18 protein-coding genes and 1 pseudogene are annotated in these 26183 nt (G+C 48.1%); 6 read left to right on the top strand and 13 right to left on the bottom strand.

The genetic code is table 11. The features are described 5' to 3' along the window. Positions 1 to 464: 464 nt before the first annotated feature. A complete protein-coding gene (ffh, locus tag CDA54_RS18810; protein WP_099036588.1) occupies positions 465 to 1847 on the bottom strand; it encodes a signal recognition particle protein in 1383 nt (460 codons plus the stop codon). A gap of 258 nt (positions 1848 to 2105) precedes the next feature. On the opposite strand from ffh, the gene CDA54_RS18805 reads away from it, so the two are divergent. Both CDA54_RS18805 and CDA54_RS18800 read left to right on the top strand, forming a co-directional pair. Then, positions 2106 to 2900, top strand: coding sequence for a cytochrome C assembly family protein (locus CDA54_RS18805; protein WP_180237279.1), 795 nt, complete (start codon positions 2106 to 2108; stop codon positions 2898 to 2900). Between the two features lie 84 nt (positions 2901 to 2984). Continuing rightward, positions 2985 to 4286, top strand: a complete 1302-nt coding sequence (locus CDA54_RS18800) for an HlyC/CorC family transporter (RefSeq protein ID WP_099036587.1) — start codon at positions 2985 to 2987, stop codon at positions 4284 to 4286. Between the two features lie 2 nt (positions 4287 to 4288). On the opposite strand, the gene CDA54_RS18795 is transcribed toward CDA54_RS18800, so the two are convergent. Continuing rightward, entirely contained in the window at positions 4289 to 4510 is a 222-nt protein-coding gene (locus CDA54_RS18795; RefSeq protein ID WP_099036586.1) for a hypothetical protein, read from the bottom strand. Positions 4511 to 4740: 230 nt separating this feature from the next. Then, positions 4741 to 5205 carry a phosphohistidine phosphatase SixA gene (gene sixA, locus CDA54_RS18790; protein ID WP_099036585.1) on the bottom strand — a complete coding sequence of 155 codons (465 nt, stop codon included), beginning with the start codon at positions 5203 to 5205 and terminating at the stop codon, positions 4741 to 4743. Between the two features lie 94 nt (positions 5206 to 5299). Here sixA and CDA54_RS18785 point away from each other — a divergent pair, with 94 nt between their 5' ends. From CDA54_RS18785 to CDA54_RS19660, 3 genes are all read left to right on the top strand, one after another. Then, positions 5300 to 8065: an insulinase family protein gene (locus CDA54_RS18785; RefSeq protein WP_099036584.1), complete on the top strand. Its 2766-nt coding sequence runs from the start codon at positions 5300 to 5302 to the stop codon at positions 8063 to 8065. Between the two features lie 216 nt (positions 8066 to 8281). Further along, a complete protein-coding gene (locus CDA54_RS18780; protein ID WP_229748189.1) occupies positions 8282 to 12745 on the top strand; it encodes an EAL domain-containing protein in 4464 nt (1487 codons plus the stop codon). Positions 12746 to 13081: 336 nt separating this feature from the next. Further along, a complete protein-coding gene (locus tag CDA54_RS19660; protein WP_180237278.1) occupies positions 13082 to 13222 on the top strand; it encodes a hypothetical protein in 141 nt (46 codons plus the stop codon). Between the two features lie 386 nt (positions 13223 to 13608). Here the strand turns inward: CDA54_RS19660 and fadJ are convergent, their stop codons facing one another. The 5 genes and pseudogenes from fadJ to CDA54_RS20035 form a co-directional block, all read right to left on the bottom strand. Then, on the bottom strand, positions 13609 to 15732 hold the full coding sequence (gene fadJ / locus CDA54_RS18770; RefSeq protein WP_229748190.1) for a fatty acid oxidation complex subunit alpha FadJ: 2124 nt from the start codon (positions 15730 to 15732) through the stop codon (positions 13609 to 13611). Positions 15733 to 15742: 10 nt separating this feature from the next. Beyond that, positions 15743 to 17068, bottom strand: a complete 1326-nt coding sequence (fadI, locus tag CDA54_RS18765; protein ID WP_099036581.1) for an acetyl-CoA C-acyltransferase FadI — start codon at positions 17066 to 17068, stop codon at positions 15743 to 15745. Between the two features lie 122 nt (positions 17069 to 17190). After that, the gene (locus CDA54_RS18760) at positions 17191 to 18798 is read right to left on the bottom strand and encodes a GMC family oxidoreductase (protein WP_099036580.1); all 1608 of its coding nucleotides are present in this window, start codon (positions 18796 to 18798) and stop codon (positions 17191 to 17193) included. Between the two features lie 96 nt (positions 18799 to 18894). After that, positions 18895 to 20082, bottom strand: a complete 1188-nt coding sequence (locus tag CDA54_RS18755) for a hydroxymethylglutaryl-CoA reductase (RefSeq protein ID WP_373286108.1) — start codon at positions 20080 to 20082, stop codon at positions 18895 to 18897. A gap of 3 nt (positions 20083 to 20085) precedes the next feature. Next, positions 20086 to 20424 (bottom strand): annotated as a pseudogene (locus tag CDA54_RS20035) (hydroxymethylglutaryl-CoA reductase); the annotation flags it as partial. Between the two features lie 200 nt (positions 20425 to 20624). Here CDA54_RS20035 and CDA54_RS18750 point away from each other — a divergent pair. Next, a complete protein-coding gene (locus CDA54_RS18750) occupies positions 20625 to 21356 on the top strand; it encodes a hypothetical protein (RefSeq protein WP_143452329.1) in 732 nt (243 codons plus the stop codon). Positions 21357 to 21417: 61 nt separating this feature from the next. On the opposite strand, the gene CDA54_RS18745 is transcribed toward CDA54_RS18750, so the two are convergent. From CDA54_RS18745 to CDA54_RS18725, 5 genes are all read right to left on the bottom strand, one after another. Then, positions 21418 to 21744, bottom strand: a complete 327-nt coding sequence (locus tag CDA54_RS18745; RefSeq protein WP_218962435.1) for a DUF4156 domain-containing protein — start codon at positions 21742 to 21744, stop codon at positions 21418 to 21420. Further along, the gene (locus tag CDA54_RS18740; protein ID WP_099036578.1) at positions 21728 to 23185 is read right to left on the bottom strand and encodes a wax ester/triacylglycerol synthase domain-containing protein; all 1458 of its coding nucleotides are present in this window, start codon (positions 23183 to 23185) and stop codon (positions 21728 to 21730) included. The genes CDA54_RS18745 and CDA54_RS18740 overlap by 17 nt, the downstream gene beginning before the upstream one ends. Further along, entirely contained in the window at positions 23178 to 23831 is a 654-nt protein-coding gene (locus CDA54_RS18735) for a TetR/AcrR family transcriptional regulator (RefSeq protein ID WP_099036577.1), read from the bottom strand. Before CDA54_RS18735 ends, CDA54_RS18740 begins: the two co-directional genes overlap by 8 nt. Before the next feature lie 118 nt (positions 23832 to 23949). After that, positions 23950 to 24807 carry a TraB/GumN family protein gene (locus CDA54_RS18730; RefSeq protein WP_099036576.1) on the bottom strand — a complete coding sequence of 286 codons (858 nt, stop codon included), beginning with the start codon at positions 24805 to 24807 and terminating at the stop codon, positions 23950 to 23952. Between the two features lie 33 nt (positions 24808 to 24840). Further along, positions 24841 to 26052, bottom strand: a complete 1212-nt coding sequence (locus CDA54_RS18725; protein WP_099036575.1) for a DUF445 domain-containing protein — start codon at positions 26050 to 26052, stop codon at positions 24841 to 24843. Between the last annotated feature and the right edge of the window lie 131 nt (positions 26053 to 26183).

Genomic DNA, 26183 nt, shown 5'->3' with positions numbered 1-26183 from the left:
TATGAATAATAGTGAATCACAATAAATCGGTAAAGCGGAGTATCAATTTAACGATCAAGGGGGGCCGGGCTTGACCCGGTATCTGTATCAGGCGGCTGGGAAGTCTTTTCACTACGCAGCTGTGTTTATGAGGCCCTGATTTTTATCAGGACGACGAGCTCTCCCTTGTGACGAACAACCCTTCCTTCTGCCATCTTCGTGCTCTTAGCGTCCTTCGTGGTTCGAGGCTTTTGGACCATAAAGCGCACGAAGAAACCTGACTACAGGCCCCTTAAAAGCTTTCACCACGGAGACACAGAGAACACAGAGGTATCAACGGCGTACCCCTCCACTTCTCTGTGCCCTCTGTGTCCCCGTAGTTAGTATTTCTTTTGTGCGTGCTTTTGGTGTGGTTCGTGGTGGTTAGTAGCATAAATCGAGAGTAGCGGCTTCAGCTCACACATATCCCTCACCCCTCAATGCGATCAGCGGGGAAACATTCCGCCCGGACCACCGGGGCCGCCCGGAGGCATCATACCCTTCATACGCTTCATCATTTTGCCCATGCCGCCACCGGACATCTTTTTCATCATCTTCTGCATCTGGGTAAATTGCTTCAACAACCGATTCACGTCCTGAATCTGGGTACCCGAGCCCGCTGCAATACGGCGTTTTCTGGAACCTTTGATCACTTCTGGCCGTTGACGTTCACCCGGTGTCATAGAGTTGATAATGGCTTCCATCTGATTAAAGGACTTGTCGTTAGCCTTGTCTTTAATCTGTGCCGACATATTGCCCATCCCCGGCATCTTATCTACCAGTGACATCATGCCGCCCATATCACGCATTTGCTCAAGTTGTTCTTTAAAGTCCTGCAAATCAAAGCCTTTACCTTTCTGGACTTTTTTGGCCAGCTTCTGGGCTTTATCTTTATCAACCTTACGCTCAATTTCTTCAACCAGACTAAGCACATCGCCCATCCCGAGAATACGGGAGGCAACACGCTCTGGGTGGAAAGGTTCGAGGGCATCGGATTTCTCACCCATGCCTAAGAATTTTATCGGCTTCCCGGTGATATGGCGTACAGAAAGGGCTGCACCGCCTCTGGCATCACCATCTGCCTTGGTCAGTATCACACCGGTCAACGGCAGCGCCTCGTTAAACGCCTGGGCCGTATTCGCCGCATCCTGCCCGGTCATTGCATCCACCACAAACAGGGTTTCTATAGGCTGAATCGCCTGGTGCAGAGCCTTGATCTCCCCCATCATTTTGTCGTCTACATGAAGACGACCGGCCGTATCTACCAGCAGTACATCAAAAAACTGTTTACGGGCCTGTTCAATGGCGCCTTCAACAATATCAACCGGATCCTGATCGGCACTGGAGGGGTAGAAGCCAACCTGAACCTCAGAGGCCAGGGTTTCAAGCTGTTTAATCGCTGCCGGGCGGTAAATATCGGCGCTGACCACCAGTACCTTTTTCTTCTCCCGCTCGCGCAGGAACCTCGCCAATTTGCCAATACTCGTCGTTTTACCAGCGCCCTGCAGGCCTGCTACCATGACCACCGCTGGTGGTTGCGACGACAGGTCCAACTTTTCATTGGCCTGACCCATGATGGCTTCCAGCTCGGCCTGAACAATCTTGATAAATACCTGACCCGGATTAAGGCTTTTACTTACCTCTATACCGACGGCTTTTTCTTTAACCTGACTGATAAATTCACGCACCACAGGTAACGCGACATCGGCTTCCAACAAGGCCATTCTGACCTCACGCAGGGTATCTTTAATATTGTCTTCGGTTAGTCGGCCCCGGCCGCTGATATTTTTAAGGGTTTTACCTAACCGTTCACTCAGATTCTCAAACATCTATTTTTCCTGACTCGCTGGTGTTGCTGACTAATACATTCAAAAAGAATCATTATTGGCGGGGATTATACCTAACTCAGAACGGGATCTATACAGGCCAATGTTAAGTCAACATTTCATCTCTGGTCTAGCCTGACCTCAGGGGATATACTTGGGCTGAATTTATCTGGTTAAGCAACCGATTATAGCCAACCCACCCCAAAGTAGGGATGTCAGCGGGAGATAAAAGCGCTTTATGCTGCCAAAGGAGAATACTGCATGCTAATAATGGCACTTGCCGTCTGTGCACTTTACCTGATCGCAGTGGGTCATATCAGCGCCAGGTTATTTCATCAGGAAGGGCCAAAACACAAATTATCAGTTCTGGTAGGGAGCCTGGCGGTGGTTGCCCATATGATACTGGTTATTGACGGCATATTCAGCGGCGCCGGGCAGAATATGAGTATCCTGAACGTGGCATCGCTGGTCGCCCTTATGATCACCCTTTCGATGACTATTGCTTCATTCAGCCTGCCTAATGCCCTGCTTCTGCCCATGGTCTACGGGTTTGCTGCGATCATTGTATTGACCAATCAATTGGTTCCTGACTCTTATGTGATGCATATTGATTTGCGCCCGGCGTTAATAACTCATATCACTCTGGCATTGTTTGCCTACGGCTGTCTGATAATCAGTATGCTGTACGCCCTGCAACTTTCGTATATCAATTTCAGGCTGAAGCATAAGCAAGTATCGTTGCTGCACTCATCCCTGCCTCCACTGATGATTGTAGAACGAATATTTTTCAGACTCCTTCTGATTGGTACGTTAATACTCAGCCTGTCACTCATCAGCGGCTTTGTATTTCTGGATGATATGTTTGCTCAACATCAGGCTCACAAAACCGTTCTTTCATTACTCGCATGGCTATTGTTTGCAACCTTGCTTGTCGGTCACCATAAACTGGGCTGGCGAGGCAAACCTATTATAATAGGAACCGTCACTGGCGCCGTGATCCTGACTCTGGCCTACTTTGGCAGCCGATTTGTAAAAGAAGTTTTGCTGGGAATGTAATCTCAAGTTTGTCACACTCCCTGATTCTGATCAGAGGACGTGGCTGCTTTTAGTCAGTTCAGTAACTTAAACAGGAAACCTTTTTTGGACGAGATCACTACCGGTTCGCTCTTTATTCTGCTGGCCGTCTTAATTGTACTCTCTGCATATTTCTCCAGTTCGGAAACCGGCATGATGTCGATCAACCGCTATCGACTGAAGCATCTGGTCAAAGAAAACCATAGTGGTGCGAACAGAGTACACAAACTCTTGTTGAGACCTGACAGGCTGATTGGGCTGATATTAATCGGCAATAATCTTGTCAATATTGCCGCGTCGGCGGTTGCCACTATTATTGGAATGAGGCTGTTTGGGGATATTGGTATCGCTATTGCTACCTTTGCGCTGACTCTGGTGATCCTGGTCTTTGCTGAGGTAACACCAAAAACTCTGGCGGCGCTGTATCCGGAGAAAATCTCTTTTCCCAGCTCCTTTATTCTGCTTCCCCTGCTTAAAGTGTTTTATCCACTGGTTTATATCATCAATGGCTTTACCAACGGAATTCTTATCCTGTTTCGTATTAATCCGGCCAGCAGCGGAGAAGACAGTCTGAGTCGTGAAGAGCTTCGCACTGTGGTGCATGAAGCCGGTGCCATGATCCCCAAGCAGCACCAGGAGATGCTGGTGGGAATACTGGACCTGGAAAAGGTCACCGCTGAGGATATTATGATCCCACGCAACGAAATTGTCGCCATCGATGTGAACGACGACTGGAAGTCTATTCAGAAACAACTCTTCCATTCCCAGCATACGCGTGTGCTGCTTTACCGGGATAATATTGATGACGCTGTTGGCTTTCTGCATATGCGTGATGCACTTAAATTACTCACCAAAGACGAGTTTTCCAAAGCCAGTTTATTGCGGGCGGTAAGGGAGATCTATTTCACCCCTGAGTCCACCCCGTTGCATACCTTGCTATACAAATTTCAGGCCGCCAAAGAGCGGATTGGCTTAGTGGTGGACGAATATGGCGATATTCAGGGGCTGGTAACGCTGGAGGATATACTGGAGGAAATCGTGGGGGATTTCACCACGACCATTCTGCCGACTCATAGTAAAGAGGTGAATCTTGAATCTGACGGCAGCGTGTTGGTGGATGGCAGCGCAAACATCCGCGATCTGAATAAAGAAATGGACTGGCAGTTTCCCACGGAAGGGCCGAAAACGCTGAACGGACTAATCATTGAACACTTTGAAGAAATCCCACAGGTTAACCTGTGTTGCAGAATTGCGGGATATCCACTCGAAATTATTGAAACCAATGAGAATATGGTCAAGTCAGTGCGGGTAATGCCGTTTTCCTATCGCCCATATGCACATGGCAAAGACGAAAATAAGAGTAGTTAGGGTTATTCTTTCCCTGTTTTGTTTTTAACAGGTGCTTGCGGCACGCTTGCTGACGACTCTTGTCTGCGTTTCAGGATCACAGCTTTGAGGCGCTCAACGTTATCATTCAGACGGTTTAAGCCACGAAAAATATCTTCCAGCTCTTTGTCCCGCACTAAATCCGACTGTGCGATATGATTTTCCAACACCTGCTGTAAATACGCAGGCAGCGTTTTACCCGACATACCTCTCTCCTCCTCTGCTCTTTATCGGTAAGCGCCTCAGAAGCTAAAGAGAAAATGATCAATTAACGCCAACAATACCGAACCATCCAGATAATGAATCACCCAACGAAGGCTGAAACAATCAGGCAAGGCATGTTCCTGAAGTTCCAGGGGGCGATATCAAAAGATCATGACGTCACCAGGGCCTTTTAGCCTCGCCTGGTGGCAGCGGCTAACAGGATGCTGAAGACTCAGGGAATATATTGGCGAATCAGACTGGCTCTCACCTCATCTGGTAAAACGTGAAGCTCTGCCACACCGGCGGTCGCAAATAGCAATGAATGTTGTTGACCACACAGCGCATCAACCAATGCACTGACAAAAGGCATATGACTAACAATCAGTACCCTTTTCAGTTCGGGTCGGGTTTCTCTCAGGGCCAGAAGGTAATCATAAAATTCGTCGGCATTGCCGTAAGGCGTCACATCCTCAGTATGTATTACTTCATTTACTGGCAGCTTGCGTTGTATGGCCTTGAGTGTCTGCCTCGCCCGGATATAGGGACTGACAATTGCCAAATCCATCTCTGCAGCACTCTGATGTAACCAGAGCCCCGTTGCTACAGATTCGGCTGTGCCCTGCGATGTAAGCTCACGGCTGGCGTCCTGTGAAAATCGGCTTTGTGCCTCACCATGACGCATAATGAAGATTTGCATTAAGTTGAAATACCCTGAAAACTGCAATGAAGTTGCAATTGCATAGATTATCCTATTTCATATCCTGTAAACACCCCCGGAGGCATGACAACCGGTGATTCAAAGCAAACATGATCAATGCCGTTACCAGTATCTGACACTGACCAATGGTTTACGCGTTTTACTGGTAGAAGATTCCGGCAGCAAAAAGTCGGCGATTTCAGCGACGATTGCAATGGGACACTTCCAGGACCCCACAGAGTGCGAGGGTTTGTCACATCTGCTTGAGCATATGTTGTTTTTAGGTTGCCAGAAATTTAATCGCCCCAATCACCTGGCGGACTATCTGTCATCGTCAGGTGGGCATGTAAATGCATGGACCGGAACCGAACACTCGAGTTTCTATTTTGATACATTGACACAAGCCCTCGGGCCTGCTCTGGAACAATTTTCGGCTATGCTGCAACAGCCCAACTTTTCGGTCACGGATATCGAATCGGAAATCCATTCCATCGATGCTGAGTTTCGTCTTAAGCAAAAAGACGACTTACGATGCCTTTATCAAGTACATAAAGAAACCTGTAATCATGCCCATCCGTTCAGTAAATTCTCTGTGGGGAATTCACAGGTATTCTCTCAATTCAGCGCTTCAGAGCTACAAAAAATGCTCCGCACGATGCATAGCCTGCATTACCATGCAACGAATATTTGCCTGTGTGTGGTATCAGATTTACCCCTCGATCAGAGCAGCACCCTGGTAAAGCAATATTTTGAAGCAATTCCTCAGAGAGAAAAAGTCCCGGCGCAGGAACTCCCACCACTGTATTTGCCAGAGCATCTGGGGTTAATCCTTAAAGTCGTGCCGATAAAAACAGCCCGACGCATGATTGTCACCTTCGCTCTACCCGATATTCAACCTTACTACCGCAGCAAACCCCTCTATCTGCTCAGCCACCTGATCGGCGATGAAGGTCAGGGCAGTTTGCTAAGCCACCTGAAAAAGCAGGGGCTGGCCACCAATCTTAGTGCAGGAGGCGGAATCCATGGCAGTAACTTCAAAGACTTTAATATTAACCTGCAATTAACGGTCAAAGGGGCGTCACAATGGTCTCGTGTGCTGACGGATATTTTTGCCTATCTGAAGCTGATAAAGCGCAAAGGGATCAGTCGCTGGCGTTTTGATGAAAGAAAACAGTTCAATCAGCTGGCGTTCGATTTTCATGATAAACCCAGATCCATTGAGCTAGCGTCAGGCCTTTCCGAACAGATGCATCATTATCCGCAGGAGCATCTGTTGATTGGAGAATATCTGATGGATAGTTACGAGCCGGAGTTGATTCAATCGATTCTTGCACAACTCAATCCCGACAATATGCGCTTAAAACTGATTATGCCGGAATTGGAAACTGACAGAGAGGCTCGCTGGTATTCCACGCCTTACGCCGTAGAGAAGCTCTCTGCATCGCTCAGGCAGCAATTACTTGACGCAAACATTGCCCCTGATATGCAATTACCTGAAGCCAATCCATACCTGTGCGTGCGCACTGAACCTCATCAAATGGATCCCGCATTCAGCTTGCCGCAACAACTGATCAGTAATACCGGATTCAAATTCTGGTTTGGTCAGGATCCACACTTTAACCAGCCAAAAGGTGAACTTTATTTATCATTCGATAGTGCCGCGATTGAGGATAGCCCCGAACTACGGTGTTACAAACGTATCTGGACCAGCATGGTTCAGGACAAACTGAATCAGCAATACTATCAGGCCATGATTGCAGGGCTGAATTTTCACTTTTATGCCCATCAGGGTGGTTTTTCTCTGCACACCAGCGGCTTCAGCGACCGTCAATTCGAGCTGGCTGAGCAAATTGTATATGATGTAATGCGGTTCGAATTTTCTGACAACCAGTTTGAACACGCCAGAGCCAGGCAATGGCAGGCCATGCAGAATAACTTGCTCAACAAGCCAATCAACAGGCTCTTTACCCGTCTGTCAGTGCTGTTGCAGCCATTATCTGATTCCCCCCTGGATATGCTCCCTATTCTAGACACAGCAACCCCAGAGAAGATGCGAACAATGCAATATCAGCTACTGAAGCAATTGCATCTTGACGCCTTCGCTTACGGTGACTGGTCTGAACAACAGGCACGCACATTCTCTGCCAACATCAGCACGGCATTGTTGGCAAAAGCACAACCCATAGCGTCTATTCCACGCAGGATCGTCAGTCTCGAGTCAGCACAACGCTATCTGTTGCCTGTTCGCTGTCAACCCGGAGAAAACGCCGTTTTGCTCTATCTGCAATCACCTGACCGTTCTGTCGGCGGTATTGCCCGCTCCATTCTCACAGAGCAACTTCTATCTGGACCGTTTTTCAATCAATTGCGCACAGAAAAACAATTGGGCTATGTAGTGGGCTCAGGCTATATGCCCTACAACCAACACCCCGGAATTGGCTTTTATATTCAGTCACCGACACATTCAGTGGAAAATCTGGTAATGCATATTGACAGCTTTCTACTCCGGGCAACTGAGCTGATTCAATCCATCCCGGAACAGGAATGGAAAGGATTAAAATCCAGTATCAGCAAACAATTAACCGCCAGTGATACCAGTTTATCGATGCGCAGCCAAAGGCTGTGGCTGGCAATTGGTAATCAGGACAGGGACTTTGATCAGCAACATCAGCTTAGTACGCAAATAGAGCGTCTGAGCCTTAATGAGGTTGTCCTTTTTCTTGAGCAACTCATTAAAGGCGGCAAACCGGCTCAGCTGTTGCTGTACAACCAGCCGGGGCCAAATGATGATGTACAGCTGAAAGGCGAAATCATCAGCAATATGAGCAAATTCAAAGCAAGTGCCCCTTTGGTATCATAAAGCCTGGCCTTTTAACGCCATATCCTTTGACTTGCTTGCTAACATCTTTTACTTTAGGAAGCCTTATGCCTTGTGCGCAGCGGGATAGCGCGATATGTATTCAGTTTATGGAAGACTGAAGGTAATACACTAAAGAAATTAAAATTATTATAAAAAGCAGCCTGTGCTGCCCAAAGGTGTCCATTGCGTCTTTCGTTGACTAATCTGGCTTGTCTATTGTCAGTTCTGACTTTGCTCGGCTGTTATCCTCTGACAGCTGCTGCGACAACGGATATCTCGGCGCTGCAATTTGATAACTACTCCGTAGCCCAGGGCCTTACTCAATCTACCGTTATTGATATCGTTGAAGATAAACAAGGGTTTATATGGATCGCCACTGCTGATGGGCTGAATCGCTTCGATGGCTATGAGTTTAAACAGTACCACCATAACCCAGAAGACCCATCCAGCCTGCCAGGTAAGTTTGTGCGTCAACTATACATTGATTCGCGGGACAGACTATGGATAGGCACTGATAATGGTTTGGCAAAGTATCACCCCGACAGTGAAAGTTTTCGCCGTTACACCAAGGATAACAGTAGTTTACTGGGTGATAAAATCTGGACAATTACTGAAAAGTCAGACCAGGCGCTGTGGGTTGCAGATGAATCTCATATTTACGAATATCAGCAGCAATCAGATAGCTTCAACATTGTTAGCTTAGCAGGGAACCAGACTTTCCCCGAAACAACAATCATCAAAGAAGAGCTCAACCTTTTGTTCTTAGGCAGTTATGGCCATGGAATCCGCATTCTCGATAAAAACACTAATGACCTGTATGCCTTAGATGGTAATAACCCCTGGGGGCTCAAGCTAGCCGCAACCGCTCTGTTTGATGTATTAGAGATCGAAGACCACCTCTGGCTGGCCACAGAGCTAGGGGTTTTTGTGCTGGACGACAAGCTGCAACTGGTCAAATCACTGAGTCCACAGTCAACTCCGTCATTACCCGGTTATACCGTACGAACCCTGGCACAAGGGCAAAATGGACATATCTGGATTGGTACTACAGAAGGACTGACCATATTAGACCCGGAAAAAAATACCAGTTTGACTATCGGTCAGAATAACGACGCATTAGTGTCTCTGCGCAGCAGATTTATTTTTAAGCTGTTTGTTGATAGTAAGGGCAGCATCTGGCTGGGCAGTTACTCCGGTGGATTGCATCGGTTTAATGAAAACGCCGCCTTTATTAAACATTATGAAGCTATCCCGCACAGTAACATTTCTCTGTCTGACAATATGGTCTGGGCACTTTCGGAGTCGGCGGATGGGAATGTCTGGATAGCCACGCAGTTTGGCGGGCTTAACCTGTTTAACCCAAATACCGGTGAGTTTACTTATTACCTTCAGGATTTCCCTCACTCCATTTGGGACCTGGCTATTGACCATAAAAACCGCATCTGGCTGGCAACCAAAGTTGGATTGTTTGTTTACAGTATAGAAGAGAACACCAGTGTTCAACTCAGGCAACATCTGTTAAAAGGCCAATTGGTAGAAAACGTCAGACTTACAAGTGAAAGCGCATGGATTTCATCTACAGAAGAGCTGATATCAGTAGATATAAGCGACTATTCAATTGAAAAAATTGCAATCCCCAACAAGCAAGGCCAACAAATAAAACCAAATATCGTGGATTCTGATCGCAACGTATGGGTTATAACCAGTGACGGAATCACGCTCTATAATCTGGAAACAAAGCAGTTTAACCAACTGATTTTCCAATCTGATGAAGGCACGTCCCCGTTTTCCGATGCCAATGAAGTAGTGGAGGGAAAAAACTATTTTTGGATATCCAGTTTAAAGCATGGATTATATAAACTGGATAAAGAAACCTATCAGCCGGTTCAGCATTATAATAAATCCATGGGGTTGTCAGATAATGTTGTGCTGACCATGTTACTGGATAAGCAATATCTTTGGGCAGCGACGTTTAAAGGGATAGATCAAATCTCCCTCAGTAACGGCAAGATTGTCAGACATATTTCACGGGCCCAACTCGATTACAATGAACTCAATGAGTCTGCCGGGCTGATTACCAGAAATGGTAACATTTTGTTTGGTGGCATGAATGGCTTTCATGTTTTCAGGCCTGAAAGACTGTCAGATTCAACTCAGGCATCTGAGTTGCAACCAACAATTACCGAGCTACAGATTCTGAATCAACAGGTAGGGCTTAATGATATCGGTAGTCCGCTACAAAAACCTATTCACCTTACCCGTTCACTTACCCTGGAGAATAAAGCCTCTCCATTCTCTTTTGAATTTGCCCAGATAAACCCGGTTAATCCCAGCTCGATTAACTATCGCTATCAGATGCAGGGACTATCTGACCAATGGCTGGAAGCCGATAACCGTATACGTCAGGCCAGCTTCACTAACCTGGGCTTTGGTGATTATATTTTCAAAGTGCAGGCCAGAGAGCTCGACGGTATCTGGTCAGAAGCCGCGACCCTGAAAATTCATATTAAATCTCCATTGTGGTTGCACCGCTACGCTTTGATTATTTACGCTCTGTGCGGCTTTTTAATCCTCAGCTATTGGTACAATCAATATCAGCATCGCAAAAATACTCAGAAACGGGTGCAGGATAGTGAAGAACGCCTCAAGCTTACTCTGTGGAGCAGCGGCGATGAACTCTGGGACTGGGATATTCCTAACGGGGAAGTGTTCCGCTCCAACATCTGGGGCATTATTGATTTTCCCCAGGATAATCACAGGGTGGTAACCGAACTGGCTTCAAATATCCACTGTTCAGATATCACCCGTGTTCGCGAGATATTAAACGAACACCTGCAAGGCCAGACTGAGTTTTATGAAACCACCTACCGAGTGAAAAACTTTAGCGGCAAGTGGGTATGGCTACTCGACAGAGGTAAAGTGGTCACCTGGTCAACAGATAAAAAGCCCTTACGCATGACCGGTACTCTGAAGAACATCAGCCACTTAAAAGAAGCCGAGGAACAATTAAGGTTATTTAAACGCTCTATTGAAACCATTTCTGACGGCGTGTTTATTACCGACACCAGCTTTAAAATCGTATCGGTCAATCAGGCCTATTGCCACCATACCGGCGAAACTAAACAACAGGCCCTTGCAAGCTATCTGAGTTTCGACCAGTATCCACCGGCGTTTACCGAAGAGGTGCGCAAGGCTCTGAAACAAAAAGGCAACTGGAGCGGTGAAATTGAATCAACCCGTCATGGGCATGATCGTTATGAGATCGATCTTAACATTGACGCGATTCATGATGAAAACGGTAATGTTGGTCACTTTGTTGGTGTGTTCTCGGATATTACCTCACGCAAGCAAACAGAAAAGGAACTGTTACAACTGGCCAATACGGACACTCTGACAGGCCTGCCAAATCGTTCCTTTTTCCAGGCCAGTCATCAAAACTTAATCAGGCGCACCACCTCTCATGCCCTGCTCTGTATGGACATGGACAATTTCAAAAAGATTAACGATTCCATGGGCCACCAGACCGGTGATTTACTGATCAAACAAATTGCGGCAAGACTGCAAAAAATTACCGGCACCAGCTCTACCTGCTATCGTCTCGGCGGCGATGAATTCAGCATTCTGATTGAAAATACCACTGATGTGCATCGCATCACGCACCTGGCACAAAGCATTCTGGATGATATGGCCCGCTCTTTTGTGATTAATCGTCAGGAATTCGTATTAGGTGCCAGTTTAGGAATAGCCTTCTATCCGGAAGATGGGAAAACCCCCCAGGAACTGTTAAAAAATGCCGACACGGCCATGTACTTCGCCAAGAATGCCGGAGGGAATAAGTATCAGTTTTTCAGCGGAGAAATGAATCAGAACGCGGTACGCCAACTGCAGATAGAGAACCTTATCCGTCACGGTATTAAAGAAGATCTGTTCAGTGTTTTTTACCAACCGAAAGTGGACATTGCCTCCGGCCAGTTAGTCAGTATGGAAGCCCTGGTGCGTTTCGAACATCCGGAGAAAGGCATTGTCAGTCCGGATCAGTTTATACCGCTGGCCGAAGAGACCGGTCAGATTATCGACATTGGCGAAATTGTTCTGCGTAAAGCCTGTGAACAGACTCAGGAGTGGGTAAAGAAAGGCCTCTTTACCGGTCGGGTGGCGATCAATATCTCCGCCAGGCAGTTCGAGCTGCCGGATCTGGACAGGCGCATAGAACAGGTTTTAAAAGAAACCGGGCTGTCTGCCCTGCATCTGGAGTGTGAGATAACAGAAGGCACCCTGATGCAGCAACCGGAACAATCCCTGCAGCTGATGCAACGACTCAGAGAGATGGGAATTCACCTGGCTCTGGATGACTTTGGTACCGGTTACTCATCGCTGGCCTATCTTAAGCGCTTCCCACTGAATACCCTGAAGATAGATAAGGCATTTATTGACGATATTGCCACCAGTTCGGTAGACCGCCATATGACCAGTGCCATTATCACGATTGCCCATAACCTGGGCCTTAAAGTGGTGGCAGAAGGCGTAGAAGAGGAACAACAATTAAGCATACTGCGACGTTATGAATGTGAAATGCTGCAAGGCTACCTATACAGCAAACCACTGAATGCTGAGCGCTTTACCCGCCTGCTGGTCGAGAACCGCCACCTTTCCAAGTTGATAAAACAACAAAACCTCTGACATCCCTCAATGTTAAAATTACTTTTTAACACCATCTATGTGTTCCTGCCTGTCTGGACAGTGGCGCTGGCTTGCCGCACCAGATGACTTTTCTGTCATCACCCAAGACAATTCTTGCCACCTGCAAAAAACACTGACTCGCCAGATCGCAGTCAATGCAGACTATATAGCCAGGACCACTGTTGACAATATTTTGACACGTCTCAGAACCCCCATCCACAACCTATACCTTTGTATATATTTCAATAACTTACAAAGTATGGCACAGCTTTCGCTATGTTTAATCGGCAGTTGATAACAACTGTCAATAATAATTAACCCGATTGGAGAGAAACCATGTTGAAAGCTTATGCAATGGCACTTGTTATGACTACTGCAGCCCCTGTTGCTGATAAAGCCGCCGATGGTGCCAAAACTCAGGTACAGACTCAGGCTCCTGCTGTACAAATCTGGAAGCCAGGTTCAGTACGTATCTAATGCACAGCAAAGCTTGTTGTTCAGCATCGACTGAGGAACAGATAATTTCAAAAAAGAGAGCTGAGCTCTCTTTTTTTATGCGCGTAGATAGACGCAGTCAAAGTCGCGAACACGGCGCAGGGCAAGCCGTCTTTTAACGTTAAATAATGGCAATATTAAAGGGCCGAAAATCAATCCTGCCAGTCCCCAATGTTTTGCACTCAAGCCACTTCGAAAACTTTCCACATAACAAAACACTGCCGAAACAATACAGGCCAGTAATCCGATAATCATATTGCGCACCTATGAAAACAAAAAAGCCGTCTGCTTAATCACAGACGGCCCAATTATATCAATATAAACTTATTTTTTAGTTTTTTATTCGTTAAGGTTATGTTAACCCAGAGTTACGAATAAAAGCTTTTTCCCTCATCAGCCATACTCTTAAGCGACGCAGCCGGCGTAAACCTGTCACCATAAAACCCCTGGTAATGTTCCAGCCTGGCAACAATGTGACTGATGCCCAGACTGTCCATGTAGCGGAAAGGGCCACCCAGAAATGGTGGAAAGCCTATACCAAAGATGGCACCAATGTCGCCGTCACGGGGACTGCGAATTACGTTTTCGTCGAGACACATCGCCGCTTCATTGAGCATTAACAAAATACACCGCTCGGCTATCTGCTCATGGCTGAATTGCTGCGCAGGTGACAAACCAAGCAGACTATAAACTGACTCATCCACTTCTTTGCCGGGTTTCTTACCACTGTAGAGATACAACCCCTTCTTATTCTTTTTACCTTTACGATCATCGGCCAGCAGCTTGTCAAACGCTTCCGGCGCTTTAAACCTGTCCCCCAGTTCTTCCACCAGAATTGGTGAAATCTTGGCACCGATATCAATCCCGACTTCATCCAGCAACTTCATCGGACCCACCGGAAAACCAAAGTTTAATAGTGCTTTGTCAATCTGTTCGATAGGCTCGCCACTGAGCAGCACATTTGCCGCTTCATTCATGTATGGCGCAAGAATCCGATTAACATAAAAGCCGGCACCGTCTTTGACCACAATCGGTGTCTTACCCTGCTTGCGGGCAAAATCAACGGTGGTAGAGATGGTTTGATCATCGGTATCAGGATGCGGAATAACTTCAGCCAACGGCATTTTATCCACCGGAGAAAAGTAATGCAGCCCAATAACCTGCTGCGGCCGTTTAGCCTGCGCTGCAATTTTAGTGATCGGAATAGAAGATGTATTGGTGGCGAAAATGGTCTTCTCATAACAATTTTCTTCTATGTCAGCCACCATCTGCTGTTTGAGTTTCAGGTCTTCAAACACCGCTTCGATCACCATATCCACGTTCTTAAACCCAGAATAGTCGGTGCTACCGGTGAGTAATGAGAGCTGTTGTTGCATTTCGGACTTACGCATAAACCGGCGCTTAACCTTTTTAATCATCAGGTCGTAGCTGTATTTGATGGCGTTGGCAATACCTTCCGAGCGAATGTCTTTGATACGGACCGGTAAACCGGCTTTGGTGGCTGTTACATAGGCAATACCACCGCCCATAAGCCCACCGCCAAGCACCGCCGCCTTTTGCAACGACGCAGGCTCTACGCCTTCAATCCCGGTTTCCTTTTTCATTTCTGTGGTGGAAAAAAAGATATTCCTTAATTGACTGGATTCCGGTGTCATCACAAGTTGGCCAAAATGACGTGCCTCGGTAGCGTACCCTCTGGAGCCGCTAACCCCTGCTTCGATACAATCAATAATGCGCTCAGGAGCCGGGTAGTTACCGCGCGTTTTTGCCAGCGTCTTTTTACGGGCCTGCTTAAACAAAAAGCTGCGCCCAAATGGAGTGCGTTCAAGCGCCTTATCAACTAGGCTCAGTTTTGGCCCTTCGCGGTGAGGTTTGCGCTTATTGGCAAACTGCACCGCTACATCCATCAGAATAGACAAAGGCACAGCGTCATCCACCAGTCCATCTCGTTTGGCCTGCTTAGGCCTGAGCTGTTTGCCAGTCAGCATCATGGTCATGGCTTTTTGAATACCTACCAGTGCGGGCAAGCGTTGTGTACCACCAGAGCCTGGCAATAAACCTAGCTGCACTTCCGGCAGACCCATTGCGGTCTTATTATCATCGCTACAGATACGGTAATGACAACACAGCGCCAGCTCCAGCCCACCGCCCAGGGCAGGACCATGTATGGCAGCGACGACCGGAATTTTCATGTTTTCAATGCGCTGAAACATTTGCTGGCCTGAACGTGATAATTCCTCCGCGTCTTCTGCCGACTTGCAAGCCGCAAGCATACTGATATCGGCGCCAGCGACAAATGAACTGGTCTTGCCGCTGGCAATGACCAATCCTTTGATACCCGGATCTTTATCGATTTCATCCAGTTGTTCGGCAATTTGCTCGGCAAACTCTGCCTTGAGGGTATTCATACTCTCACCGGGAACATCCATAGTCAGGATAGCAATACCATCGTCGCGGCGAGATAACGTAAATGCACTCTTATTGGTTGACATCATTGCCTCCTTATTCCGTTTCCAGAATCATGGCAGCCCCCAGGCCCCCTGCGGCACAAGCGGTTACCAGGCCGGTACCACCGCCGCGTCGATTCAGTTCATTTAACATTTGGGTGATCATTCTGGTACCAGTTGCAGCAAAAGGGTGACCGTAAGCAATGGAGCTGCCCATGACATTGAATTTATCCATATCAATCTCACCCGTGGCCTTTTTCCGTCCCAGCTTTTCCTTAGCAAAGGTATCGCTGGCAAACATTTTTATGTTGGCAAGGGTCTGCGCGGCAAAGGCCTCATGCATTTCGATAAGGGTCAGGTCCTTCAACGTCATGCCGGCCCTGTCCAGAGCGATGGGGGTAGCATAGGATGGCCCCATCAGCATGTCCTGCCACACATCAATCGCTGAAAACGCATAGCTGCGAATATAGCCTAACGGCGTATAACCGAGCTCTTTGGCCCGGCTTTCTGTCATCATTAGTACCGCCGATGCACCATCGGTCAGTGGCGTGGCGTTTGCCGCGGTCACCGTGCCATATTTACGATCAAAAACGGGCCTGAGCTTGGCGTAGCTTTCCAGTCTGGAATCGAAGCGCACATTATTGTCCTGCTCCAGGCTCCCTTTGTAAGGTTCGGCATACGCCGTCATTACCTCACCACTGAGTTTGCCTTCCTCCCAGCTTTTTGCCGCATTGCTGTGCGAACGATGGGCCAGTGCATCCTGATCTTCACGACTGATCTGATGTGTTTTGGCCATCTGTTCCGCAGTATCCCCCATTGACAGCCCGGTGGAATATTCTGCCACGGCGGGTGGAACGGGTAACAGGTCTTTAAAGCCCAGGCGCTTAATCACATTCCACTTCTGCCCAAGGGTTTTGGTTTTCTGCAAATCCACCAGCGCCCTGGCAAGGTTTTTTGATACACCAATTGGTGAAACAGAAGTAGAGTCAGCGCCCCCGGCAAGACCCACTTCAATGTTACCGGCCATCATCGACTCAGCAATATTGACCGTAGCCTGAAAACTTGTGGCACATGCACGGGAAACGCTATATGCATCGGTATGCACTGACATCCCGGTGCCCAGCACAATCTCCCTGGCAATATTTGGCGCCTCAGGCATCTGCACAACCTGACCATAGACCAGCTGCTCTACCAGTTTGGGATCCAGATTAGTCCTGGCCAGCATTTCATTGACCACCATCTTGCCCAAATCAACAGCAGGAACGCCGTGAAAGTAAGAAGCCATCTTCGCGAAAGGGGTGCGTAACCCACTGACAATAGCAATTCGGTCGCCTTTATGGGTTGCCACTGTGGGTTTGGCTGATTTTTTACTGGTAGGCATATACGATCCTTATCTAGTGGTCTGACCTGTTTGCAGTAATTGTACCCGTTAGCAGGTGAATTTCAAATACTAAGCGTAGCAGTGCATCAACAGCATAGGGGTAAGTGTCTGTAATAAAAGCTTTAGTCACCCTGGCGAATCATATCGGCTGCTTTCTCAGCAATCATAATTACCGGCGCATTGGTATTACCGCCAATCAGGGTGGGCATCACAGATGCGTCAACCACCCTTAACCCTGTAACGCCTTTCACTTTAAGCTCTGGTGAGACGACCGTCATCGGATCATTAACATTGCCCATCCGACAGGTTCCCACCGGATGATAAATGGTTTCGGCATGCTGACGAATAAAACTCAGTAACGCATCATCATCAGTCACATTCGCGCCAGGCAGTATTTCCTGCCCTTCAACATCCGCAAAACAGCCTTGCTTAAGTATACGCCGGGCCAGCTTTACCCCTTCGAGCATAATCTGACGGTCATCCGGATGATCAAGATAGTTTGGGTCAATATGCGCAGGACCGCCAGGGTTGGCCTTGTTCAGCAAGATTTGTCCACGACTTTTCGGGTACAAACAACAAACATGCAAACCAAAGCCATACCCACCCACCAGTTTCTTGCCATGCTCTTTAAGTATGGCGGGTAAGAAGTGAAACTGAATATCCACCATATCGTTGGTTTTCGAGGTAGAAGCGAAACCACCAGCTTCAGCGATATTGCTTGTAAATAGCCCCTTACGTTCCCTGAGATAATGCCAGGCTGCACAAAGGTAGCCTGGCAACGCCCTGAGGGTAAGTCCGTATCCACCGGGGCGTTTACACTGATACTGCACAATGGCATCCAGATGATCCTGTAAGTTCTGCCCCACTCCGGGTAAATCCACCACAGGCTCAATGCCACACTCGCGCAAATGCGTTGCCGGGCCAATGCCGGAGAGCATCAGCAACTGAGGGCTGTTTATAGCACCGGCGCATAATAGCACCTCTCTGGATGCCTTCAGTTGCCTGATACCAGTGGATGAATCCAGTTCGACGCCGGTAGCATGGTTATCCTCAATCAGAATCCGGCGCACTTCTGCGCAGGTAATAATATGCAGATTCTGGCGGGATTTTGCATCGCTGAGGTAAGCGCTCGCCGAGGAATAGCGCTGACCGTTTTTCTGAGTGACCTGATAGGCACCGACCCCCTCCCGGAAATCCCGGTTAAAATCCTGCAGATGGGTCAGACCCACTGATTCCCCGGCCTGAATAAAACGCCTGGACAGCGGACTGATGTGGCGCAGATCCCTGACACTCAGGGGCCCGCCCTCACCATGAAAAGCATCTTCACCATGCTGCTGATCTTCAGACTTTTTAAAGTAAGGTAATACAGATTGCCAGCTCCAGCCTGCGGCTCCCAGTTCTTCCCATTGGTCATAGTCTTCTTTGGCGCCACGGATATAACACATGGCATTAATAGAACTGGAGCCACCCAGGGTTTTTCCCCTTGGCCAATAGAGTCGGCGCTGATTTAAATGGCGCTGTGGCTGCGTGTAATAATCCCAGTTGATAGATTTAAACCGGGTTAACAACGCCAGCCCGAAAGGAATGTGAATCAGGGGATTTCTGTCAGGTACCCCCGCTTCGAGCAAGCACACCTGACAGGCAGGATCTTCAGATAGCCGTGCTGCCAGAGCTGAACCGGCTGACCCGCCCCCCACTACAATATAATCAAAGCTCTGCTTATCATTCACGCTCTGTCACTGCCACTATGCTGCATACTTTACCCGCGCAGACCCACTGCCCGCTAACACATCGTACCAGTCTAACAGAAATTACAAAACCAGCAGCTATCTGTTCCTGCCATATTGCTCATGAGATGAGACCCAATCAGAAGATGAAATAGCAGATGCCAGCGAAATTTCACCCGCCAGCACCACTGCCGCAACAATCTCTGCAAACTTATACACCGTCCCTTTGCCATAACATCCCAGCAGCTCCAGACATTCCCGCTGCGTACCTATGCCAGTACCACCACCATGGGTAGCAACAATCAGTGACGGAATGGTAATGGAAAGGTACAGATCCCCCTCATCGGTCAGTTCAGAATAAAGAATGGCCGCAGAGGATTCGGATACATTGGCCACATCCTGGCCGGTGGCAATAAACATCGCGGTAATACCATTGGGCGAGTGCAGCCCGGTGTTATTGACCCCTGACAGAAACGAGCCCACACCGGCTACCCGCCCATGGTAATCAATCTGTTTGGGGTCGACGCGCATTACCTGTAACAGATGCTCCCGTTTTATGGTGGCCTCTGCCGTCACCCGCTTGCCACGGGTGCGCATAATATTAATATGCGAGGCCTTTTTATCCGTTGCAAAATTGGATTCAAGATAAAAGTTTTTAACGCCCTGATAATGATCAAGGATCCAACCACAGGCGGCAAAGGTGGCGCGCCCAACCATGTTCTGCCCCGCTGCGTCCCCGGTTTTAAAATTGAAGCGTAAAAAGGCAAATTTATTAGATAAAAAATTATCGATATAGGTGAGTTTACCGACTGAGGTGGTGGATTCGGCCTCAGCCTTGATGGTCTCAAAGTTATTCTTCACCCACTGGACAAAATCTCTGGCGCCCCTGGCATCTTCAAATACAAACACCGGCGCCCGCTGCATGGCATCATCCACTACGGTGGATTTTACGCCACCGCTCATATTCAACAGTTTCATGCCCCGGTTATAGGACGCCACCAGTGTGCCTTCTGTAGTCGCCAGCGGGATCATAAACTCACCCTGTGCGTGCTCCCCATTAATCGTAAACGGGCCAGCCATACCTATGGGAACCTGCGCCACACCAATAAAATGCTCAATATTGCCCTGCAACTGTTGGGGGTCGATGGAATACTTGCCCACATGGTTGATTTTCGAACCGCTGAACTTCTCAAAATACTGCTGGCGGGTTTTGATGATAGATTCACTGTAATCATCCAAATCATCACGGGGGATCTTGTTCTCAGCCACCTTGTCTTCGGTTACCACATCTTCCACTTCAAACTTAAGGGTCCCAAAGGGCGAGGCCTTAAAGCTTACAAAAACCGCGTGTTTCTGTCTGGGAAGTGGCTGGCACTGATGAATAAACACGGCAATGCTGCTCTTCAGGGGGAAGTCGTAACTGCCAATCTGATTAAATTCTTCTAATGACATTGTCTGGCCATCAGCAAGCTGTAAGCTGATTTGCTTCTCAGCAATGGCATTCTCACCAATTCGGATTTCACAGATTTCTGTTACGTGGGCATCCTTTAACCGGTTTTTAAGCATAAACCTGACACCATCACCAGTATTCACCAGCGAGCCCCTGTTGTAGAGTTGCTTTAACAGCATGCTTGGGATAAACATAAAACCACCACCTTTATTGTATTTATTATCAAATTGCCGGGTACTCACCTGAACAGCCTCTTTAATGGAGAACTCCGGTAAGGGCTTTTACAATATTGTTGATAAAAGGTTAAAAATCCACCTTTTTATAATTTGTTTATTGATAACAGTGACTTATTCGGGTTGAAAGAGGGAGATACCAGCAGGTGATGCGTATAGAATCGGGACGCTTTGGCAAATTGAAGTACGGGTTGTTGAGTCTGATGGTAAGGCTGGGCATACTGCGCCGCGTTGAAATGGACAACACCGAGCTTGATGACATGCTCAGGCCTCACCTACCTCTTCACTTCAATATTTCTATCCCCAATGGCAAGGGGCGCATTAACGTCATTGAAGCCAGTACCAGCTTGCCTGGTGATGATCAGATACAAACTGCACTGCTATGCGAGTTTAAAGTTGATGTTCTGGGTAACCCGCTCTATCAGGCACATCTGCTCATTACGCTTTGTGCCTCACCCTCCTTTGACAAACCTCAGGGTATTCTCCGCGCCAAAAATATCAGGTTATTACAGACCCATCTGGTTAAAGACAATTATGCTGCGGTCAAAGATGCCAGGGAGATTTTCACGAAACTGTTACCCGGGCCACTGAGCAGCATGGTGAATCTGGGTATTGATCTGAGTATCAGCAGCGCCATGAGTCTGCTGGAAAACAGTCTGTACGGCGATCTCAGCCAATATCTGAAGCTCTATATCAACGGCAGCAAACAGCGCATATTGGATTACCATAAAGGGCAAATTGAACAGCAAATGCTGGCCTACCTTGAGCAACACAAGCCTGAGTACAAACTTGATAACAGATTTCTGGATGAAAAATTATTTGCAGAGTATGGCCAGCAGATCAGAGCCGAAAAGCAGGTACTGGCATTTCTGTTCTGAGACCCTGACCTGACTAAGGGGTATTGCTGCCACCACAGCTGGTGCTTTCAGGAAGACTTATTCAGCAGCGATAAACATCAAACTGGCGGCTGCCATTTTTTATATCACTGACAACCAGCAGCGCATTGCCTCCCATCTTCACCGCCTCATTCTGAGCCAGTTTCAGAAGTTCTTTCGCCATTTTTTCTTTGTCTCGTTCCACAAAGGCTATTCTATCCACCACCTGTGCCGAAGCCGAGCCCAATCGCTGACAGTTTAACAGCTCTGCGGCACTCAGTAGCCGGACATCTTCTGCCCCGGGAACCGTCTTAACCGTGGCACAGGCAACCAGCATCAGCGCCACACCACCACATACAAGCTGTTTCAACCGGTTAATGACCATTTTCATGAATTTCCTGCTCCGCAACAATGGAACGTACGTCCTCATCCATATGTTCACCGATATCTTCGATGGTCAGACTGGGATCATCCACACATTTCTCAAGCATATCAAAGGCCTCACTAAAATATTGGGCCATATTGCCGAGTGAGTTAATACGCCGGTCAGTACACACCAGACCTATATTGGCAGTATCCCCGTATGTCAGAAGAGTAATATTAACCCCACCGCCCGGCGTAATTGCAGAGATGGGGTACACTGCCAATAACTCTGCGTCTTTGAGATAGCGAGTCTGTTTCGGCCCCGGTACATTGGAAATAAGAATATTGGCGATAGGCTTAAACCAGTCAGACACCCTCAACAGCTCAAACAGCAGCGACACAGACTGAATTAAGATCGTGTAGTACGCAAAGGCACCCGGCTCTGAGCGTCTGGCGGCATTTTTTACGATGCGGTGATGTTCGATAATCTGGCGCAGACGCAGATAGGGGTCTGTTTCTCCATGGGCCAGCATTACCGGCACGATCGCAATCTTATTGCCTCCCATCTGTTCGCCGGGTTTACGCAGATTAATTGGCATATTGGTGTAAAGAGCGCGTTTAAAACTGTGACCGTAATCTTTCAGGAATCTGTGCACACCAATATCAAAACAGCATAATAAGATTTCATTGGCCGAAGCGCGCAAACGTTTGGAGAGTGCCTGTACCCGTTTAAAATCAAGATCAGCGGTGGCCACCACTCTGCCCTTGTGCACCTGGCCGGTCAGTACGGTACGTGTGCCGGTAAAGGGTACCGGCATGTAGTGGGTATTAATACGCAATAATTTGACGAGGATACGAAACAGGATCCAAACCAGGTCAGTAATCGTTCGGATAAAGTGCCAGCTGCCGTTCATCAGGCCTCTGAACCAATGGCATTTTCGGCGATTTCGGATAGGCTGCTCAATGGCCCATACCGGCGCGAAGTCGTCATTGCAGGGCTTATCCCTGTAGGCCGCCTGAAACCAGCGAATCAGTGTAGCCCCGTCACCGTAAATATGGTGAATCTTCACATAGATGGCGAACTGTCGTCCCTCTTTACTGCTGATAATATGGTATTGCCAAAGGGGTTTATCACGTTCCAGCCGCGGCTCATGCAGCCGGGCAATAAACAGGTGTAATTGCTGGCGATCAGAAACATCGTCAATTTCGTGGTACTGAACGTGATATCGCATATCCAGCTTTTCCACGGGCTTCAGTGCCCACGGAAATCCAAAGACCCGCTCGACTACGGTATTGAAGGGACTCGTAGCCTTATCGAAACGCCTGAACGTGGTGACAAGATTAGGCAGGTAATCCTCATCAGCCGATTCTGGTAAGGCCAGAATCTGCAGACTGGCAACATGCTTAGGACTATTCTCGCTCTCGGTAATCCAGAAGGCCTTGTCTAAAAAACTGATTTTCTTACTCATCCCTGCCTTCCCAATTAAAACGCAGTTCACCGATAAGCTCTTTCAACACCCCAACAGCTTCATCATCATCCTTTAAATAGGGCCGTAACAAAAACAGAATGCTTGTCAGACATTTCTGAATAAAACCCTTCTGGTCAAGCACCTGCTCTTTGATTAAATAGTAATTTGCCGCCTGACTGAACACCAGACCTATCTGTTCACTGAGTGGCGCAAGGGAATCCGCAGGCAAATTCAGTTGCTGATTCCGGCGCAGATAATCCAGTTGCCTGCCTACGGTCTCTTCACGGGTCAATAGTAGTTGCCTGAACCCTTTTGCCAGCGCGGGATATTTCTCCATCAAATCGGATGGGTTTCGGTACAAAAACCGAAACAACGATGAACAGTCCAGCGTCAGATATAAAAAACAGAAAAAATCCTGCAATGACAAGTCAGGATCGGGGGTTGCAAGGATGCGGCTGAGTTTATGCCGGTACATATCAAACAGCGCCAACACGATCACTTCTTTCCCTTTGAAGTGGTAATACAGGTTACCCGGACTGATATCCAGCTCCATCGCAATGTCCACGCTGGTAACCGTGGCTTCGCCATGCTCATTAAAAAGCTCGAGACTGGTAAACAGTATCCGTTCCGCGGTTTTACTTGCCACGGTCTCGCCCCCTCAGATGGTTGACTTAATACCCGTCCGGCAGAATCACCGGGTAACCGGTAATCAGGCTGGCTCGTATAACCAGCCTAGCGCTAATCAGAAAGGAAGAAAACCTTTATCAAAGTTGCTTCAGCTTAAAGCCCTGTTGCCTGAGCTGGATCAATAAGCCGTGTTCACCGGGTAAATGCAGGGCACCCACCAGTACAAAATGAGTTTGCCGTGACTCAAACATCGGCAATATTTTCTTCATCCACTGCCGGTTACGCTCTTTAATCAGCACCTCGTACACCCGCGGATATTCCTTTTGCATCGGTCTGAGTCCGAGGTTGTCCAGTTGCCTCAGATCACCATCCAGCCAGGCCTGGCGCAACGAGCCAACCATTTCAGGCATTTGGTGGATGTCTTTCAGAGTGTAACGAATCATCTGTTCCGGGTTGTCATGCCCCATACTGGTGAGAAAATCCAGTTGCTCGGCAGGTGTCTCAAGCTGACCTGTGGCTTTGCCGTCCTTCAGGGCCTGGTTATGAAAATACTTATCTACCCCCGGCTGCGTAAATCCAAGGCGCTGGAATTCACTCATGGTCAGCGTCAGGGCTACCATTGAGGCTTTAAAACCCTGCATGGCTTCCACCGCAATGCCCCGCTTGTGCAGGGCTGTTCGTAAATCAGCATAGGTTTGTGGCGCCAGAAAATCAGACAGTTCTTCGCCCTCAGCCAGCGCAAAGCGTTGCATTAAGGCGCGCTGGAATTCAGCCGTTTCCAGCACCGCCTGATCGGTTTCAAATACCAGCTTTTCTGATCGCCGATAAGCCTGTTTGTAAGCACTGTCCAGCGGATAATCCTCAGTGGTGAGCAGGTGCAGGGTGCCCCCCAGATACAGAACCTTGCCCTCTTTGGACGACACCTCCCAGACAGAAGCCGCCTGCGCCAGTCCGACAGATAAAAACAGTAAACAGGCTGAGAAAAAAACCTTCATCGACAATTCCCTGTAAATAACTTTTGGTTGTGATTATCCGCCAAATACAAAATATAGCTGAGCGAAGCCCGCCAGCATACCAAGAATGGCGCCCACCAGGATCAGCTTCCATTCATCTTGTTTATAGGCCGGGCGCAGAACCCCTTCGAATTCCTCCGGGCTCAGCCCTTCCATTTTCAGACAGAGATCATCGCCGATGTTCAGTGCATTATTCGCATAATCATGGGCATAGCGCAGGAATTTGTCAGAATCTTCGAACAGGCGCTGTACTGCAAGCTCTTTCATACGAAAGTAATCCTCTGAGCCCACACTCAGAGCAAAATAAGGCTGGGCCACGGCCACGTATCGCTCAATGGCGTCATTGACATGCAATTCGATCAATTCCAGTAATTGCGCCGAGCCGGAGCCTTTAAGCACCGCATGAGTAATAGTCTGGGAATTCAGCAGCCGCTCCTGAATGATATCCGAATACACTCTGGAGACTTCTTTCTGGCGTTTTAAAAACATGCCCTGAAAGGTAAACATACCCACTTTGGTAGGCCGTTTCGGCTCAAAGATAATTTTAATCGCGATCCAGTTGGTGGCATAACCAACGACCAGCCCCCCTAAGGGCAGAATCCACCACAACTGATAGAAGTGCCACACCAGCATGGTGGGAAGACCGAACAGGAAACCGAAATACAGGCCTGAGCGCTCGATAAAGGGGAATTCTCTGGCTCCGGCCTTGAGGAAGATTTCGTTAATCAGTTCAGGATCATCAGACAGATGCTCGACCACCAGCTCGCGGATATCCAGGATCTCGCCAACATTCTGCTGAAAATCCCTGACCATTTTTGCCACCACATTGGGGATATCCAGCTCGATACGGGCATAAACCAGATTCTTGCCCTGCACCGGCAGCGCAGACCAGAGTGTTGGCGCCGCTTCCTGCATCACATCATTGACGATACGCCGGAGTACCTGTTTGAGTCGCCGCTGAATCGCCTGAGTGAGTAATCCTGCATCCAGACGATTGACGATTTCCTCTACGCTGAGCAGTTTGCCGAGTACCAGTTCCACTTCGATTTCGGCCATTTTGCGCCGTTTGGCCGGGATCAGCCCCTGCCAGCCGAAAAAAGGCCGTATGCCCACAAACTCCAGCGGATAAAACATCATTTTTACCGCAAGATAATTGGTAAACCATCCCACGAAGGCACTGATGATGGGGATCAGCAACAGGATCAATAACTCACTATTCCATTCCATATCAGATCTTTAGTGCCTATTATTATCGGAATACCGGGAGAGCTTCAGGCTAACCACAGAAGTTAGAATGGTCAATCTAAAACCTTAGCCCGTTAAATGTCAGGCGCTAATTAGGTTGTCGTTTCAAATTA

It is taken from the genome of Lacimicrobium alkaliphilum, assembly GCF_002591895.1.
Taxonomy (GTDB): Bacteria; Pseudomonadota; Gammaproteobacteria; order Enterobacterales; family Alteromonadaceae; genus Lacimicrobium; species Lacimicrobium alkaliphilum.
Note: the sequence above shows the minus strand (reverse complement) of the source record. Positions and strands in the feature narration are given on the sequence as shown.

Bases quoted from the DNA above. Each gene is read 5' to 3' on its own strand.
- ffh (WP_099036588.1), bottom strand. From the start codon at position 1,847: ATGTTTGAGAATCTGAGTGAACGGTTAGGTAAAACCCTTAAAAATATC.
- CDA54_RS18805 (WP_180237279.1), top strand. From the start codon at position 2,106: ATGCTAATAATGGCACTTGCCGTCTGTGCACTTTACCTGATCGCAGTG.
- CDA54_RS18795 (WP_099036586.1), bottom strand. From the start codon at position 4,510: ATGTCGGGTAAAACGCTGCCTGCGTATTTACAGCAGGTGTTGGAAAAT.
- sixA (WP_099036585.1), bottom strand. From the start codon at position 5,205: ATGCAAATCTTCATTATGCGTCATGGTGAGGCACAAAGCCGATTTTCA.
- CDA54_RS19660 (WP_180237278.1), top strand. From the start codon at position 13,082: ATGTTGAAAGCTTATGCAATGGCACTTGTTATGACTACTGCAGCCCCT.
- fadJ (WP_229748190.1), bottom strand. From the start codon at position 15,732: ATGTCAACCAATAAGAGTGCATTTACGTTATCTCGCCGCGACGATGGT.
- fadI (WP_099036581.1), bottom strand. From the start codon at position 17,068: ATGCCTACCAGTAAAAAATCAGCCAAACCCACAGTGGCAACCCATAAA.
- CDA54_RS18745 (WP_218962435.1), bottom strand. From the start codon at position 21,744: ATGAAAATGGTCATTAACCGGTTGAAACAGCTTGTATGTGGTGGTGTG.
- CDA54_RS18740 (WP_099036578.1), bottom strand. From the start codon at position 23,185: ATGAGTAAGAAAATCAGTTTTTTAGACAAGGCCTTCTGGATTACCGAG.
- CDA54_RS18730 (WP_099036576.1), bottom strand. From the start codon at position 24,807: ATGAAGGTTTTTTTCTCAGCCTGTTTACTGTTTTTATCTGTCGGACTG.
- CDA54_RS18725 (WP_099036575.1), bottom strand. From the start codon at position 26,052: ATGGAATGGAATAGTGAGTTATTGATCCTGTTGCTGATCCCCATCATC.